This is a genomic window from Myxococcus sp. CA023, from assembly GCF_010998615.1.
Classification (GTDB): Bacteria; Myxococcota; Myxococcia; order Myxococcales; family Myxococcaceae; genus Myxococcus.
Map to the genome: position 1 here is coordinate 17,958 of NZ_JAAEAH010000015.1, position 16,486 is coordinate 34,443.

The following is a 16,486-nucleotide window of genomic DNA, read 5'->3' on the forward strand; positions in this document are numbered from 1 at the left end:
GAAATGATTGACGCACAAAATAACATGGGCAAGGTGGACGTGTGAGTGACGCCGGAATCCCACAGCGGGTCCAGCGCTTCATCTCGACGCACATCGACTCCCTGGAGAAGCTGGAGGTGCTCCTCCTGCTTCGTGCGCGCGCGGACAGGGAGTGGACGGCATCGGCGGTGAGTCTGGAACTGCGCATTGCAGAGGCTTCCGCCGCCTCCAGGCTGGAGGACCTGACGAACCGACGCATGCTGGTGAGCGATGGAGCCTCACCTCCGTCGTATCGCTACAGTCCTGAGTCGTCGGAGGATGTGCAGGCGGTGACGGAGCTGGCGGCGGTGTACGGCGCGAAGCGCGTCAGCGTCATCTCCTTCATCTTCTCGAGGCCGCTGGACAAGGTGCGAGGCTTTGCCGAGGCATTCATCCTGAAGAAGGACAAGGACGGCCATGGTTGAAGCAGTCTACATCCTGTGTGCGTTGACGAGCGTGGCGTGCGCGGTGCTGCTGCTCCGCGCCTACAAGCGCACGGGCATGCGGCTGCTCCTGTGGAGTGGGCTGTGCTTCGTGGGCATGGCGGTCAGCAACGTGCTCCTCTTCGTGGACCTGGTGCTGCTGCCCGCCACCATCGACCTGTACATGCCGCGCCTCATCGCCACGTTGTCCAGTGCCTCTGTCCTGCTCTATGGCCTCATCTGGGACGCGTCCTGAGGTGCGATGATGCTCAAGCCCATGCTCAACGGTGCGGTGGCGATGGCGTGGCTGGCGAGCGCGCTGTTCTTCCTGCGCTTCTGGGTCCAGTCGAAGGACCGGCTCTTCGCCTTCTTCGCGCTGGCCTTCACGATGCTGGCGGGCAACTCGGTGGTGGCGGCGCTGCTGGACGCGGATGACGAGCGGCGCCACTACATCTACGTGGCGCGGCTCTTCGCCTTCCTGCTCATCCTCTACGCCATCTGGGACAAGAACCGCGCGAACCGCCACGGCTCCGGGTAGGGCCGCGCCGGCGTCTGGCAGGTCATCTGGCTGACAGTTGTCTCGTACCTGCGTCCGAGCACCGTTGTCGCAGGTGGAGGGGCGTCATTATCTCCGGTACCCCATGTCGCGCCGCCCTTCTTCATCCTCGCGGCCCGCGTCCGTGGACGAGCGCGAACCCGAGCGGTCCGTCTCCACGGAACCGGACGCGGTGTGTCCGCCGCGAGGGCTGGAGCCCCAGGTGGGTGGGGCCGGGAATGCCGTCCGCTTGCGCGGCAGTGACGACGCGGAGGAGCGCCTCGCGTTCCTGGCCAGCGCGGGCGAGCTGCTGTCGTCGTCCCTGGATTCGGGCACGGTGCTCCAGCGGCTGGCGGAGCTGGCCGTGCCGCTGCTGGCGGACTGGTGCGCGGTGGACGTGCTCACGGCGGACGGGCGGGTTGAGCGGGTGGCCGCGGCGCACCGCCTGGCGGAGCAGGTGCCGCTGGTGCACGAGCTGGCACGCCTCCAGCCCCTGGACCTGACGGCCGAGGGCGGTATCCCGGAGGTGCTGCGCACCGGCAAGGCCGCCCTCCTTCCCGAAGTCCTGGACGCGATGCTGCCGGGCGTGGTGCTCACGGAGGCGCAGCTGGAGGTGGCGCGGCGCCTGGGCATCCGGGCGGGCCTCATCGTGCCGCTGCTGGCACGAGGCCGCGTGCTTGGCGCGCTGTTGCTGGTCCGGGGCGACTCGGACGGGGTGCCCGGTGCATCCGACCTGGACCTGGCGTTGGAGCTGGCCCGGCGCGCCGGCCTGTCCCTGGACAACGCGCTGCTGTACGCGGAGGCGCGCGGCGCGCAGCAGCGCACCGAGCGCCTCCAGGCCATCACCGCGGCCCTGTCCCGCGCGGCCACCGCCGAGGACGTGGCCGAAGCGCTGATGCGCGAGGAGCTGCGGCCCGCGGGCCCGGCGCGCGGCGCGGTGCTCGGCATGCTGGAGGATGGCCGGCTGCACGTGCTGGGCTCCTTCGGCTACGCGCCGGCGGTGCTGGATGCCCTGCGAGGGCTGTGGGCGGACCAGGTGCCCGGCGTGGACCGGGCGCTGGAGCAGATGGAGCCGCAGTGGTTCTCCAACCACGCGGCGGTGCCGCGCGCCGTGCCCGAGTGGGCGCGGGACCTCGTCCAGGGCGTGGGGACCGGGGCCTGGGCGGTGCTGCCCTTGAAGGTGGAGCACCGCATCCGGGGCTTCCTGCTGTTCGCGTGGGACGGGCCGCAGGTGTTCCTCTCGGAGGAGCGCGGCTTCCTGTCCTCGTTGGCGCAGCAGTGCGCGCAGGCGCTGGAGCGCGCGGCGCTGTACGAGGCGCTGCGTGAGCGCGGCGGCAAGCTGCACCTGGCGCTGGAGGCGGGCAAGGAGGCCGAGGAGCGGCTCTTCTTCCTGCTGGAGGCGAGCCGCGCGCTGGCCGAGCACCTGGACGACGTGGAGTGGACGCTGGAGCACCTGGCGCGAGTGGCCGCGCGAAACGTGGCCACGTACTGCCTGGTGGAGTTGATGGGGGCGGACGGCGTGCTGCGCGGCGTGGCCGCGTCCCACCGGGAGCCGGAGCGGGACGTGTCGGTGCTGGCCTCGCTGTCCCCTTCATGGGTGGAGGGCACGCTGAATCCGGCGCGCGAGTGCTTCCTGTCGGGGGAGACGCGCTTCTTGCCCGAGGTGGGGCCGGAGCTGCGCGAGCGCATGTGCCAGGGGCCCGAGCACCGCGCGTTCCTGGAGGCGCTGAATCCACACTCGCTGCTCGCGGTGGCGGTGCGCATGCGGGGACGCATGCTGGGCGTCATCACGCTGGGCACCGCGGCTCCCTGCCGCCGGCTGGTCACCGCCGACGTGGCCATGGCGGAGGAGCTGGCGCGGCGCGTGGCGGTGGCGCTGGAGAACGCGTCGCTGTACCGGGACGCGCAGGCCGCGGTGCGTCTGCGCGACGAGTTCCTCTCCGTGGCCAGCCATGAGCTGAAGACGCCGCTCACCAGCCTGAAGCTCCAGCACGGCCTCATCGACCGCGTCGCCCTCGGAGACGTGGGGGACAAGGTGCGGCCCCGGCTGGCCACGGCCGTGCGGCAGGTGCAGCGGTTGAGCGCGCTGGTGGACAGCCTGCTGGACGTCAGCCGGATTTCGCTGGGGCGGCTGATGCTGGAGCCGTCCGACGTGGACCTGGGCCAGGCGGTGCGCGACGCGGTGGACCGCATGGAGGAGGTGTTCTCCCAGGCGGGCTGTCCGGTGCGTGTGGAGGTGCCGGGCCCGCTGCCGGGGAAGTGGGATTCGCTGCGGCTGGACCAGGTGCTGGTGAACCTGCTCACCAACGCGGCCAAGTACGGCGCGGGCCGGCCTGTCCTGGTGGAGGCGGCCTTCGAGGGCGAGGAGATGGTGCGGGTGTCGGTGCGTGACGAGGGCATCGGCATCGCCGCGGAGGACCTGCCGCGCCTGTTCGGCCGCTTCGAGCGCGCGGTGTCCGACCGGCACTATGGCGGCCTGGGACTGGGGCTCTACATCAGCCGGCAAATCGTGGACGCCATGGGCGGCCGCATCGAGGTGGAGAGCCGGCCCGGGCTGGGTTCCATCTTCACCGTGCGACTGCCCCGGTCCACGGCACAATGCGCGCCATGGTGACAGTGGGAAGGGCGGACGTGCCCAAGGTGTTGTCGGTGGCGAAGCTGCGGAAGGAGTACGGCGGCAAGGCCGCGGTGGAGGGTGTCTCCTTCGAGGTGGGACGCGGAGAGATTGTCGGGCTGCTGGGCCCCAACGGCGCGGGGAAGACGACCACCATCAACATGGTGCTCGGCGTGCTGCAGCCCACGTCCGGCACCATCCACATCCAGGACCTGGACCTGGCGGCGCAGCGCTCCGCCGCGCTGGCGCTGACGAACTTCGCCGCCGTCTACTCGCCGCTGCCGGGCAACCTCTCCGTGTACCAGAACCTGCGCGTCTTCGGCCTCATCTACGGGGTGAAGTCCCTGGGGGCGCGCATCGCGGAGTTGCTGGAGCAGTTCGACCTGGTGAAGTACCGCGACGTGAAGTGCGGCGTGCTGTCCTCCGGAGAGCAGACCCGCGTGGCGTTGGCGAAGGCGATGCTCAACCGTCCGCACCTGCTGCTCCTGGACGAGCCCACCGCGTCGCTGGACCCCGCGACGGCCCGGGACATCCGCGCCCGGATTCGCGAGTTCGCCGCGCGGGACACCGGCGGCGTGCTGTGGACGTCCCACAACATGTACGAGGTGGAGGAGGTCTGCGACCGGGTGCTGTTCCTGGCGCGCGGCCGGGTGCTCCTGGAAGGCAACCCGCGGACGCTGCCCGGCGAGCACGGCCAGGCCTCGCTGGAAGAACTCTTCATCACCGTGGCGCGCGAGCCGCTCGCGCTGGAGCAGCGCTGACCATGCACCTGCACCGGGCCGCCGCCGTCGCGCTTCGCCACTACTACCTCTTGCGAGGGAGCCTCGCGCGCTTCCTGCCACTCTTCGCGTGGGTGGCCATCGACATGGTGCTGTGGGGCTTCATGAGCCGCTACCTCAACACCGTCACCTCTCAGGAATACAACTTCGTCCCGGTGCTGCTGGGCGCCGTCCTGCTGTGGGACTTCTTCATCCGCGTCATGCAGGGCGTGACGATGGTGTTCTTCGAGGACGTGTGGTCGCGCAACTTCCTCAACATGTTCGCGTCCCCGCTCACCATCTCCGAATACCTGGGCGGGCTGGTGCTCTCCAGCATCGCCACCAGCACCCTGGGCTTGTTGGTGATGCTGGTGCTGGCCAGCACCGTCTTCGGCCTGTCCTTCGCCGCGTACGGCGTGCTCTTCGTGCCCTTCCTGCTGGTGCTGTTCCTGTTCGGCATCGCGCTGGGCATCTTCGGCTGTGCGCTGGTGCTGCGCCTGGGCCCGGCGTCGGAGTGGTTCGTCTGGCCCATCCCCGCGCTGCTGTCGCCCTTCGCCGGCGTGTTCTACCCGCTGTCCACGCTGCCTGCGTGGATGCAGGCCGTGTCCCATCTGCTACCCCCCTCGTACGTGTTCGAGGGCATGCGCACGCTCGCGGCGGGGGGCGCGTTCCAGGTGTCCACGCTGCTGTGGGGGGCTGGCCTCGCCGTGGTGGAAATCCTGCTCGCGTGTGCCTTCTTCACGCGGGTACACCGACAGGCCGTGCGCACTGGACTCATCGCGCGATACAGCGCTGAAAGCGTGAGCTGATACAGGACGTTTTCAGTCGTGCTGTCGACACGGTGAGGGCGTGCGAAAACGCGTGGCCGGTGGGGCCGTGGGCGAGTCTAATCTCCGTGGTGGCTGTATCCGCGGGGGGCCGAGTCCTGGACGAACCGCGCTTGTGACTCCAGATGCCGCGCCCCTGCCCGCGGACTGGTTTCGACATGAGCAAGGTGGTGGTTGAGGTCGTCGTGGAGGAGGCCCGGCGTGGGTGGCAGCAATCGCACACCCGTACCTGGAGCATACCGATGCGAAGCCTCAATCCTGTTTTCTCGTCCGCGGTGGTGATGGCCCTGTGCTCACTGCTCGCGGGCGGTTGTGGCGGTTCACCGTCGGGCGGTGAGTCCCCGGACACGCAGACCCCTCAGAGCGGCGGGCTGGGCGGCAAGGCCGGCGAAGGAGGCCCTGTCTTCGGCGACGAGCCGACGTACCCCGGGGACGATGACGCCACGCCGGGCAAGGTCACCATCTGCCACATTCCCCCGGGCAACCCCGCCAACGCGCACACCATCTCGGTGTCCACGTCGGCCTGGCCGGCGCATGAGCGGCATGGAGACACGCTGGGCCCCTGCGACGGGGGCGGCGAGGAGCCGGATGCCGGCGGTGGCGAGGAGCCGGACGCGGGCACGGGCGGCGAGGAGCCGGACGCGGGCACGGGCGGCGAGGAGCCGGACGCGGGCGCTCCGGTGTGCGCGCCCATTGGCGCGGCCTGTGGTGAGTCCGCCGCCTGCTGCTTGGGGCTGATGTGCGGCGAGGACAGCACCTGCGAGCCTGTCATCGGCTGACGTGGATGAACGCACCTCCCCGTCCGCGGTTGGGCGGGGAGGTCCGCCGCGCTCGGCTCACGGGCGCGGACGCGCGTTGAGCGCAGCACACTTGCCGAGGCTTCAGGCGGTGGCGCGACGTCCACCATGGAGGTCCCGCGAGGCGTGCGTGCTCCGCCCAACAGAGCGGTCGTTGCGCGTTCGACGCACGTTCCGAAGTGCGTCGCGAAACGCGCCGTGACGGCGTTAGGGTTTCAGCTCAAGGAGGGGGACATCGGAGCGCCAGGGCGCGCGTTCCGAACGGGCACTGTCACATCTTCCGAAACCCATTTCGCGCTGGCTCGTGCGTGGGCCCACTGGCTGCTGGCCGGAGCGGGGCGCCTGTCGCGCGAAGGACGTTGGCATCATGTCCCGGTCGGACGTCACCACCTCCGTTCCCGTGTTCACCCAGACCTTCCGGTCCACGTGTGGCTGTGTCCCCGCGCACGGGGGGGCCTGCGAGTGTCCGGCCCGGGCGGGCGCGCGTCGTGTGTCCATGGGGTGTCCGCCATCCTTCATGGTGTCGCCCGCGAGGGAGGCCCCGTTCCCGTCCTCGGCGGCCTCGCTGGTGGGACAGCAGGTGGGCCACTTCCGGCTGCTGCGCGAGCTGGGCCGGGGAAGCCTGGGCGTCGTGCTGCTCGCGGAGCACGCGCTCATCCAGAAGCGCGTGGCCATCCAGGTGCTTCACACGCACGTGACGCAGGACCCGGCGCAGGTCGCTCGGTTCCTTCAGGCGGCGCGCACGCTGACGCTCATCCAGCACGCGCACATCGTCTCGCTCTACGACCTGGGCATTCGCGACGGGCGTCCCTACCTCGTCAGGGAGTACCTGGAGGGACAGAGCCTGACCGCCTTCGCGAAGGGGCCGCTGGCGTCCGCGCTGGTGGTGGACCTGCTCACCCAGGTGTGTGACGCGCTGGGCGCCGCGCATGCGCACGGCATCGCCCACGGCAGTCTCAATCCCACCAGCATCTTCCTCATCCCCGACGCGAATGGCCGCCAGCACGTGAAGCTGCTGGACTTCGGCATCGCCGGGTTGCTCCCTCCCGCCGACGGCGCCGCCGACCTGCCGGTGGCCGCGGACCTCTTCGCCGTGGGCGTGCTGGGCGCGCTGCTTGTCGCGGGCCGGCTGTCCTCGCGCGGGCACGCGGCGGATGAGCCGCTTCATGGCCACGCTCGGGAGGTGCCATCGCTACCGCTACCGGCGGGCATCCCGTCGGCGCTGTCACGCGTGCTGCTCAAGGCCATGGCGCGCCGCCCGGGGGACCGTTATGCCAGTGCGGCCGAGCTGCGCGCGGCCTTGCAGGCGTCGGTGGCGCTCGACGACGGCGTGGCGCATCCAGAGGCCCTGGAGCTGGAGCGGCTTCCCAGTTGGTACACGCTCCGGGGGCCGCCGGGGGCCGCGCCCGCCTCCAGGTAGGGCGGCCTGGCTGTCTCGGCGGGGCGTCATGCCTTGCGTCTGGCGGGGCCCTCCTCGTTAATCCACTTCAGCTCCCATGGCCTCCGACCCCGACGACAAGCTTCCTCCCCAGGGCCGCTTCAACCGCCTGCGCAAGCTGGCAGGCCTCTCCGTACAGGTGGGCACGGATGTGCTCAAGAGCGGCGCGAAGCGCCTGTCCGGGAGCACGCCCGACCTGCTCAGCAAGGAGGCCGCGGAGAAGCTGGTCTCCACCCTGGGCGAGCTCAAGGGGGCCGCCATGAAGATGGGGCAGGCCATCTCCATGGACCCGGACCTGCTCACCCCCGAGGTGCGGCAGGTGCTGGCGCGGCTGCAGAACCAGGCGCCCTCCATGTCCTACGCGCAGGTGTCGCGCGTGGTCCAGGCGGAGCTGGGCGCGCCGCCAGAGTCGCTCTTCCGCGAGTTCAGCGAGGAGCCGTTGGCGGCCGCGTCGCTGGGGCAGGTGCACCGCGCGGTGATGGAGGACGGCCGGGCGGTGGCGGTGAAGGTGCAATACCCCGGCATCGACGTGTCCCTGGCCAACGACATGGCGAACCTGGGCATCGTGGCGAAGACGGCGTCGACGGTGCTGCGCGTGTCCGATGCAGGCGCCTACTTCCAGGAGTTCCGCGACGAGATGTTGCTGGAGTTGGACTACCACCGCGAGGCCGAGCTGGCCGAGGGCTTCGCGCGCAGCGTGGCGAAGCTGCCGGAGCTGTGTGTGCCCGCCGTCATCTCCAGCCACAGCGCGAAGCGGGTGCTGACGCTGGAGCTGCTGGAGGGGCTCACCCTCAAGGACTGGCTGCCGACGAATCCCTCCAACGAGGCGCGCTTCCGCGTGGCGCGCCAGCTCATCCTCGCCACCTACGGGCCCTTCTTCAGCGCGGGCGAAATCCACGCGGACCCGCACCCGGGCAACTTCATGGTGATGCCGGACGGGCGGCTGGGCTTGCTGGACTTCGGCTCCATCAAGCGCTTCTCCCCGCGCTTCGTGGACGTCAACCAGCGCATGCTCCGGCAGACGATGCGCATGGAGCCGTTGGACATCCTGAGCCTGAGCCGGGAGGTGGGCTTCACCGTGGAGCTTCCGGACGAGGAGGCCGAGGACCTCATCACCGAGGTGCTGCGCATCGCCGGGCGGCCCATGCGCCTGCCGGACTACGACTACGCGGTCTGCGAAATCAACCGCGACATGCGCCACCACTTCTCGCGCAACGCGCCGCGCTTCCTGAAAATCAGGCCGCCACCGGAGGCGATGATGTTCTTCCGCTCCACCGGTGGGCTGGCTCAGAATCTGAGGCTCATCGGCGCGCGGGGGGACTTCCGCGCGGTCTTCCTGGAAGTGACGGACCTGCCCGCGTGAGGCCGGCGCCGCGCTAACGCGCGGCCTGCACGGCTTCCGAAGCCGCGGGCTTGAGGTGGAGCGCTTCCAGCCGCTGGGCCAGCTCCTCGCCCTGCACGCTCTTGCAGATGTAGCCGTCTGCGCCCGAGGCGCGCGCCAGGGCGCGCAGCTGGGATTCGTCCGACGCGGAGTAGAGGATGAACTTCGTGCCCTTGGGCGCCTGACCGCGCGCGAGCGTGAGCACCTTGTCGCCGCTGAGCGCGGGGATGTTCACGTCCAGCAACACCAGGTCCGGCTGGGTGGTGCGCACCAGGTTGGACACGCCCAGGGAGGAGCGGTGGGTGCGGACGTCGAAGCCGAAGGCGGAGAGGGTGCGCTCCACGAGGGAGAGCTGGTCCTGGTCATCGTCCACGATGAGGACGCGAATCTTCGTCTCCGGCATGGCTTCCCCCTTCAGCGTGCGGATGGCACTGCGGGTGCTTCCTGACGGGGCAAGTATCCTCCAGACGTCATTCCCTGTCGCCCCCCACATGAGGGAATCCCCTTAGCGGGGTTGAATCGCAGGGGACGAACGGGGGAGGGTGGAAGGGCCATGGAATCGGAACGCATCCGGGTGGCCATCCTGGAGGACCAGCAGGTCTTCCGGGAGGCCCTGGTGGCTGTGCTGGAAGGCGCGGGCATGGACGTGGTGGCGGACTTCGGGGAGCCCGCGCCGTTCTTCGCGCGTGTGCGCGAGACGCTGCCCCATGTCGCGCTGGTGGACCTGCGCCTGGAGCTGCCGGGGTGGGAGGCGCCCACCAGCGGGATGTCGGCGCTCCAGTGTCTGCATGACTTCTTCCCGGCGGTGAAGCCGCTGGTGCTGTCGGGCCACCGCGAGGCGGAGGTGGTGGAGCAATGCCTCCAGGCGGGCGCGGCCGGCTACCTGTGGAAGCAGAACGTGGGCTGCGCGGAGGTGGTGGAGGCGGTGGAGCGGGTGGTGCGTGGCGAGCGGCTGCTGTCCACGGGGCTGGCGTGGCCCCGGCCGGAGGCGTCGCCGCGGGGCGAGCTGGGCCGGCTGACGCCGCGTGAGCGCGAGGTGCTGGGCTACATCGCCGCGGGCGCGGACAACCTGAGGATCGCCGCATGCCTGGGCATCACCGAGCGCACGGTGAAGGCGCACATCACCGCCATCTACAAGAAGGTGGGCTCGGAGAACCGCACGCAGCTGGCGGTCCTCGGGTGCCAGTTGGGTGTGCAGCGCCCGGCAAGCCTCTGAGTCCGGAGGGCTTGCGCGTCAGACCGCCGGCCACTGGGAGCGCGCCACGACTGGTGGCACCGTCGAGGTGCCTGGGCGTCAGGCGCGCTCGCGCCTTTCCCCCCACGCCAGGGCGCCCGCTGGGGGCCAGGGCAGCGTTGCTGGCTGCCCTGGCCCGCCATGTGGAAAGCCGGTGCTTCAGCTCCCGGCGGCGCGCGGCGCGGGCAGGGAATCCCAGCGCGGCGCGCCCAGGTGCTGGAGGAACCAGATGCACGCCAGGTCCACCATCTGCGTCAGCGTGCCGGGCTCCTCGAAGCGGTGCGTGGCGCCGGGGATGACCTCCAGGCGCTTCTCCGTCGTCATCGCGGCGTAGGTGCGACGGTGGGCCTCCTGCGCGGACGTGTCCTCCGCGCCGACGATGAGCAGGGTGGGCGCGCGCACCCGGGCCAGCGTCGCCCCCGGCTGCGCCAGGCGTCCGCCCCGGCACACCACCGCGTCCACCGCCTCCGGCCGCATCGCCGCGGCGGCCAGGGCCGCGGCCGCGCCCGTGTACGCCCCGAAGTAGCCGATGCGCAGGGCGCTGGTGCGAGGCGCGCGCCGCAGCCAGCGCGCCACGCCCGCCAGGCGTCCGCCGAAGAGGCCCAGGTTGAAGCGCAGGTCCCGCTCGCGGCAGGCCTCCTCTTCCGCCGCCGTCAGCAGGTCCACCGCCAGGGTGGCCAGCCCCTCGTTCTGCAGCAGCCGGGCGACTTCCAGGTCCGTGGCGCCGCGGCGGCTGCTTCCGTGGCCCCGGACCATCACCACCACGCCAGTGGCGCCCGGAGGCACCTGGAGCAGGCCCCTCAACTCCACCCCTTCCTCCACGGGGATGCGGACCTCTCCGTCCGCGGCGGGCGGCGTCCAGCCTCCCGTGCCTTGCGGCTGTGTCACCAGCCCGCGGACCGCCTTCTCCGAGCCTTCATCCGACCTGCGTGAACCCTGCTTCTTCATGCGGAGTCCCTCCTCTTTGTCGGACTGCGTCGCTGCCGTGCTACACGCGCTACGGACTGGAACACTGCAGAGGCCGTGCCAGGGTTTCATCGGACACGGGGTGCGCCCATTCTACCAGCGCTTCCCTGGCGCGGTGCGGTGGGGCCGGTGACACTTGGGGGACAAACAGGTGGCCCCACCTGTGGGGTCCTGTCGTTTTTACCGGTGGGCCAGGATGAGTTCGAAGGGGCCGGGCAGGACTTCGGCGTCCTTGAAACCCGTCTCGTCCAGCACGCGCAGGTAGTGCTCCACCTCGCGCAGGCGGCTCACGCAGGTGTCCACGCCCATGAGGAAGTAGGACCAGAAGAACTGGGCCGCCAGCCGCTCCGGGGTGCGGAACTCCTCGCAGATGAGGACGCGGCCGCCGGGTGGGAGCGCGTCGCGCGCGGCCACGAGCAGCGCGCGCGCCGTGTCCGCGGGCCAGTCATGCAGCACCCGCACGAAGCAGAGCGTGTCGTAGCCGCCGGGCAGCGGTTCCCGGAGGAAGTCTCCGCTCTGGAAGCCCAGGCGCTCGGGGGAGAGGCCGAAGCGCTCGCGGGTGCGCGCCACCAGCGGCTCGGTGGCGGGCAGGTTGAACACGTCCACGTGAAGGCCCGGGTGCTCGCTCGCCAGGTGGGAGGCCAGCGTGCCGTCACCACCGCCCACGTCGAGCACGCGGCCGCCGCGCTCCCAGAGCCGGTCGCGGTGGGCGCGGAATGTCTCCAGGATGGGGGGCAGGCCCGCGGCCATGCTGGCCTCGAAGCCCGCCACCTGCTCGGCGGTGCGCGGAGGCCAGTCGAAGGCGGCGGGGGGCATGGAGCGCTCACCGCGTAGCACCTGGGGCAGTTGCCCGTGCAGCTCGTGCCAGGCGTAGCGCTCCCGGTCCTTCTCCAGGGACTGCGGGCCCAGCACGGCCTGGGCGGCCGCGCGCAGGCCGGGGATGGCCTGGTAGCGCGCGGACTCCAATGCGTCGGTGGGCTGCTCGCGCCGCACCAGCCCCAGGCTCTCCAGGCAATCGAGCAGCTTGTAGAGCCGCACGGGCACCAGCTGGTGCCGCGCCGCCAGTTCTCCCAGGGTGACGGGGCCCGGCTCCAGGGCGTCCAGCAGCCCCAGGTCCATGGAGGCCCTCAACACGTCCACGGCGCGGGCGCCGTTGTACAGCAGATGGAGCAATGCGCGAGGAGTGGTGGCCAGGGCCGTGGCCTCCCCCTTCATGGCTGTTCCACCTGCATCCTGGCTGCGTGCGCCATGGGGCAGCCGCCGCCTGGAGGGGCCCGGTTGGCGCCCGGCGCGATGCCGCCCTCGCGTTGCCACCCGGACGTCAGCTCCAGCCGCACGTCCCAGAGCTGGCGGAACAGCGGCAGCGTCATCCGCGCCGCGAGCACCTGCGTGGGCAGTCCATCCAGCGCCTTCACGGAGCGGTCCACGCCGATGGTGCGGCGCACCAACTGGAAGTGGGCATGGAGCCAGCCCTGGAAGGCCTCGTCCATGTCCACCAACTGCTCGCAGATTCGCTTCAAGTCGTCCGGGCCACCCGCGGTGTACACGGACGCCAGCGCCAGCCCGCGCCGCGCGAGCAGTCGGTCCAGGGCGCCTTCCAGCCCCTGCGCCACCCGCCGCAGCATGTTGTAGCCGGGGGACTCCTGGCCGCTGCCGTTGCCCAGGCTGCGCCGGATGACCTGGTAGGTGTCCGGCGTCATCGTCTCCAGGATGGCCAGCTCCTGCTTCACCGCCTGGAGCACCCGGCAGATGCGCTCCAGCCGCGACGAGGCGGCCCACAGCGCGTCCCGGTCCAGCTCGGCCACGACTTCCACCGCCTCGCGCGAGGCCAGCTTCAGCCAGAGCTCCTGCGCCTGGTGCACCACCTGGAACATCAGCTCGTCGTGGGCGACGCGCTCGCCGTCCGGCGCCTGCAGCGACAGCAGCGTGGGTGTCTTGAGGTAGACCTCGTAATCGAGCTCGCCCTTGCCCACCCACTTCTTCAAGAGGGGGTTGAAGAGGGGCTCTGCCAGTTCGAGTCGTAGTCTTTCAGCGTGACTGTAATTAATGGACGCGCTCATGCGGCCCTCCTGAGTGGGGGGTAGCTCGGAAGGTGTGGAATCGCGGGCACCGTCCCAACGGTACCCGCGGGCATGTCATCCGGCGTTCAGGTGGCGGGAGCGGGCGTCGGGGTGGGCGGCCGGGGCTTCAGGTGGAAGGCGCGCAGGCGCTGGGCCAACTCCTCGCCCTGCACGCTTTTAGAGATATATCCGTCCGCACCGGACGCGAGCGCCAGTGAGCGCAGCTTCGATTCGTCGGATGCTGAATAGAGGATGAACTTCGTCTTCGGCAGCGCGTACTGGCGCGCCAGGTTGACGACCTTGTCGCCCTTGAGGGCGGGGAAGTTCACGTCGATGAGGACGAAGTCCGGCTCCACCGAGCGGACGAGGTTGGAGACACCCAGCGCGGAGGTGTGCGTGAGCACCTCGAAGCCGTATGCGCTCAGCGAGCGCTGTACGAGGTCGAGCAGGTCCGGGTCGTCGTCCACCACCAGGACGCGCGCTTTTTCTTCAGACATGGGTTCTCCCTAGATGCTTTCGAATCATCTCGAGCAACTGGTCACGATCAAGGGGCTTGGTGAGGTACGCGGTGCAGCCGGCCGCGTGTGCCTTGTCCTGGTACTCCCGCCCCGCGTGTGCCGTCACCGCGATGACGGGAACAGTGGCCGCGGCGGGTAGGGCTCGCAACCTGCGGGTGACTTCCCAGCCGTCCAGGCGGGGAAGCGACAGGTCCATCAGGATGAGGTCCGGGGCGTCGCGGATGGCGCGCTCCAAGCCGTGCTCGCCGTCCTCCGCTTCGATGACTTCGAAGTGGCCGTTGAGGTAGCGGCGGACGATGTCGCGGTTCTGCGCGCTGTCCTCCACATAGAGGATGCGGGCCAGCTTGCCGGCGCTGGCGGCGCGCTGGGACAGCAGCAGGCCCTTGGCCTGGGCGATGACGTCCTCCAGCGCGTGGCCGCCCTTCTTCACGAAGCCGGCGAAGCCGTCACGCAAGAGGGCCTCTTCCTCCGCGGAGAGCGTCTTGCCGGTGAGCACCACCACGGGCACCTGGAGCTTCTCCGCGCGCAGCCGGCGCAGGACCTCGAAGCCGTCCAGGTTGGGCATCATCAAATCCAGCACCACCAGGGCGGGCGGGGACACGCGCGCCTTGAGCAGGGCGTCCTCGCCGCTGCGGGCCTCGGAGGTGGAGAAGCCGGCGCGGCGCAGGTTGCGGCTGACCAGCTCGCGGGTGGCCGAATCGTCGTCCACCACCAGCACTTCACCCACGCTGGTGGTGGCGCCGGGGGCCTGGTGGAGGCTGCGCTGCACCACCTCCACCAACCGGTCCGGCTCCACCGGTTTGACGAGGTACTCGCACGCGCCCAGGGAGAAGCCGCGCGCGCGCTGCTCCTCCACGGAGATGAGGATGACGGGGATGCCGGCCAGCGAGGGCTCGCTCTTGAGCTGGCTGAGCACCGACCAGCCGTCCAGCTTGGGCAGGTGGATGTCCAGGAGGATGGCCTGGGGCCGCAGCTCGCGGGCCCGCTTGAGGGCGGCGATGCCGTCCTCGGCCACCACCACCTTGAAGCCGGCGGGCTCCAGCTGTCCGGCCACCAACTGCTGGATGAGCGGGTCGTCGTCCACCACCAGCACCGTGCTGCCCGGCTGGGCCATGGTGCCCACGTGCTGGGCCACTTCCGACACGGGCACGCCGCGCTCCAGGTGCGGCCCGCCGCCGTTGTCCGGCGTCTCCAGCGTGGTGGGCAGGCGCACCGTGAAGGTGGTGCCGCGGCCCAGCGTGGACGTCACGGTGACATTGCCGCCCAGCACGCGGGACAGCTCGCGGACGATGGCCAGCCCCAGTCCGGTGCCGCCCACCTTGCGCGTGGTGGAGCCGTCCACCTGGCGGAACTTCTCGAAGATGAAGGGCAGCTCGTCGGAGGGGATTCCGACGCCGGTGTCCTCCACCGTCATGATGACTTCGCTGCCCGCGGGCACCAGGTTCAGCGACACCTCGCCCGCGTCGGTGAACTTGGCGGCGTTGCTCAGGAGGTTGAGCATGATCTGCCGCAGCTTCAGCGCGTCCGAGCGGAGTATGCGGGCGGACGGGGCGATGTTGGTGGTGAGGGCCACGTCCTTGCCCTTGAGGTACTCCTTCACCGTGGCCAGGCACTCCTCGGCCAGCTCCTGCACGTCCACCTGCTCGGTGACGACCTCCACGCGGCCGGACTCAATCTTGGACAGGTCCAGGATGTCGTTGATGAGCGCCAGCAGCGTCTTGGCGTTCGTCTTCACGACGTTGAGGTCGCGGCGGCCGTGCGCCGTCAGCCGTTGGCCCTCCTCGCGCATCAGCAGGTCGCAGTAGCCGATGATGCCGTTGAGCGGGGTGCGGATTTCGTGGCTGAAGTTGGCCAGGAACTCGCTCTTGAGGCGGGCGGCGGCTTCGGCTTCCCGGGCGCGCTCCTCCTCGTTGCGCTTGGCCACCGCCAGCTCCTGGGCCAGCCGGTCCAGGTCCTCGTTCTGCTGACGGATGATTTCCATCTGCAGCGCGCGCTGCTGGTAGGACGCCAGCGAGCGGGCGGACACGGCGCGGGTGCGCTTGATCTCCTCCAGGCTGGCGGCCAGCTGCTTGTTGGCCGCCTCCAGCTCCGCCTTGGACGCGCGCAGCATCTCTTCGTGCTGCTTGCGCTCGGTGATGTCCTCGGTGACGCCCATCACGTAGCGGGCCACGCCGTGCTCGTCGAGCAGGGGCAGCTTGCGCGTGGCGAAGATGCGGTCCACGCCGTCGGCGCGGGCCACCTCCTCGAAGGACTTCATCTGCTTGGATTCGAGAATCTCCGTGTCGATGGCGATGAACGACTCGGCCTGCTCCTTGGGGAAGTAGTCGTGGTCCAGCTTCCCCAGCAGCCATTCCTTGGTGACGCGGAAGGCGTCCGCGAACGTCTTGTTGGCCACCACCAGCCGGCGCGTGTCCGCGTCCTTCACGAAGAGGACGAACGGAATCGCGTCGATGATGTTCTCCATCAAGTAGTTGGTGCGCTCCAATTGCACCGCGGTGGCGGTGTGGCGGCGGCGGTCCGCCGTCATCCGCAGCTCGCGCTGCACCACGGGCGCCAGACGGCTGAAGCGGTCCTCGGTGATGTAGTCGAGCGCTCCGGCGCGCACGCTGGCCTCCAGCGTGGCCTCGCACCAGTCGCGCGACAGCACCACGAAGGGCAGCTCCTTGCCGTGCTTGCTCCACAGCGACTGGACCTCGGCGAAGCCCATGTCGGGGACTTCCGAGCCGCACAGCACCAGGCCCCACGTGCGTGACAGCGCGGCCTCCGCCGCGGCCGCCGTGGTGGCGCGCTCCGTCACCACCGTCACGCCCGCGTGATGGAGGGCTTCCTCCACGCGTTGGCACTCACGCTCGCCGGCTACGAGCAGGAGCGACGCATTGTCCGCCGGAGAGTCAGAGGGAGGCTGCGAGGAGGCCATG

General features: G+C 70.2%; 16 protein-coding genes. 10 read left to right on the top strand and 6 right to left on the bottom strand.

Going from position 1 to position 16,486, the window contains the following annotated elements; translation table 11 throughout:
• The first annotated feature begins 41 nt into the window (after positions 1-41).
• From F8M74_RS08765 to F8M74_RS08805, 9 genes are all read left to right on the top strand, one after another.
• Entirely contained in the window at positions 42-443 is a 402-nt protein-coding gene (locus tag F8M74_RS08765; protein WP_141254936.1) for a hypothetical protein, read from the top strand.
• Positions 436-696, top strand: coding sequence for a DUF5985 family protein (locus tag F8M74_RS08770; protein WP_141254935.1), 261 nt, complete (start codon positions 436-438; stop codon positions 694-696). Before F8M74_RS08765 ends, F8M74_RS08770 begins: the two co-directional genes overlap by 8 nt.
• Before the next feature lie 6 nt (positions 697-702).
• The gene (locus tag F8M74_RS08775; protein WP_140787279.1) at positions 703-978 is read left to right on the top strand and encodes a DUF5985 family protein; all 276 of its coding nucleotides are present in this window, start codon (positions 703-705) and stop codon (positions 976-978) included.
• A 142-nt stretch (positions 979-1,120) separates the two neighbouring features.
• Positions 1,121-3,589 carry a GAF domain-containing sensor histidine kinase gene (locus tag F8M74_RS08780; protein WP_228560163.1) on the top strand — a complete coding sequence of 823 codons (2,469 nt, stop codon included), beginning with the start codon at positions 1,121-1,123 and terminating at the stop codon, positions 3,587-3,589.
• Positions 3,574-4,350: an ABC transporter ATP-binding protein gene (locus F8M74_RS08785; RefSeq protein ID WP_141254933.1), complete on the top strand. Its 777-nt coding sequence runs from the start codon at positions 3,574-3,576 to the stop codon at positions 4,348-4,350. Before F8M74_RS08780 ends, F8M74_RS08785 begins: the two co-directional genes overlap by 16 nt.
• 2 nt (positions 4,351-4,352) lie before the next feature.
• Positions 4,353-5,156, top strand: a complete 804-nt coding sequence (locus F8M74_RS08790) for an ABC transporter permease (RefSeq protein WP_140787285.1) — start codon at positions 4,353-4,355, stop codon at positions 5,154-5,156.
• Between the two features lie 260 nt (positions 5,157-5,416).
• The gene (locus F8M74_RS08795) at positions 5,417-5,953 is read left to right on the top strand and encodes a hypothetical protein (protein ID WP_141254932.1); all 537 of its coding nucleotides are present in this window, start codon (positions 5,417-5,419) and stop codon (positions 5,951-5,953) included.
• Between the two features lie 385 nt (positions 5,954-6,338).
• Complete coding sequence (locus F8M74_RS08800) at positions 6,339-7,391, top strand: serine/threonine-protein kinase (protein ID WP_141254931.1); 1,053 nt, start codon at positions 6,339-6,341, stop codon at positions 7,389-7,391.
• A 76-nt stretch (positions 7,392-7,467) separates the two neighbouring features.
• The gene (locus tag F8M74_RS08805; RefSeq protein WP_141254930.1) at positions 7,468-8,772 is read left to right on the top strand and encodes an AarF/ABC1/UbiB kinase family protein; all 1,305 of its coding nucleotides are present in this window, start codon (positions 7,468-7,470) and stop codon (positions 8,770-8,772) included.
• A 13-nt stretch (positions 8,773-8,785) separates the two neighbouring features.
• On the opposite strand, the gene F8M74_RS08810 is transcribed toward F8M74_RS08805, so the two are convergent.
• Positions 8,786-9,193: a response regulator gene (locus F8M74_RS08810; RefSeq protein ID WP_026114312.1), complete on the bottom strand. Its 408-nt coding sequence runs from the start codon at positions 9,191-9,193 to the stop codon at positions 8,786-8,788.
• Positions 9,194-9,343: 150 nt separating this feature from the next.
• Here F8M74_RS08810 and F8M74_RS08815 point away from each other — a divergent pair, with 150 nt between their 5' ends.
• Complete coding sequence (locus F8M74_RS08815) at positions 9,344-10,006, top strand: response regulator transcription factor (protein WP_141254929.1); 663 nt, start codon at positions 9,344-9,346, stop codon at positions 10,004-10,006.
• A 177-nt stretch (positions 10,007-10,183) separates the two neighbouring features.
• Here F8M74_RS08815 and F8M74_RS08820 read toward each other — a convergent pair whose 3' ends face one another.
• The 5 genes from F8M74_RS08820 to F8M74_RS08840 all read right to left on the bottom strand — a co-directional run bounded on the left by F8M74_RS08820 (position 10,184) and on the right by F8M74_RS08840 (position 16,485).
• Complete coding sequence (locus tag F8M74_RS08820) at positions 10,184-10,972, bottom strand: dienelactone hydrolase family protein (RefSeq protein ID WP_228560165.1); 789 nt, start codon at positions 10,970-10,972, stop codon at positions 10,184-10,186.
• Between the two features lie 198 nt (positions 10,973-11,170).
• Positions 11,171-12,205, bottom strand: a complete 1,035-nt coding sequence (locus F8M74_RS08825) for a methyltransferase (RefSeq protein ID WP_141254927.1) — start codon at positions 12,203-12,205, stop codon at positions 11,171-11,173.
• Positions 12,202-13,050, bottom strand: coding sequence for a tryptophan 2,3-dioxygenase family protein (locus F8M74_RS08830; RefSeq protein ID WP_141254926.1), 849 nt, complete (start codon positions 13,048-13,050; stop codon positions 12,202-12,204). Before F8M74_RS08830 ends, F8M74_RS08825 begins: the two co-directional genes overlap by 4 nt.
• A gap of 86 nt (positions 13,051-13,136) precedes the next feature.
• Positions 13,137-13,547: a response regulator gene (locus tag F8M74_RS08835; RefSeq protein ID WP_002637883.1), complete on the bottom strand. Its 411-nt coding sequence runs from the start codon at positions 13,545-13,547 to the stop codon at positions 13,137-13,139.
• Entirely contained in the window at positions 13,540-16,485 is a 2,946-nt protein-coding gene (locus F8M74_RS08840) for a response regulator (protein WP_141254925.1), read from the bottom strand. Before F8M74_RS08840 ends, F8M74_RS08835 begins: the two co-directional genes overlap by 8 nt.
• Position 16,486: the final 1 nt, after the last annotated feature.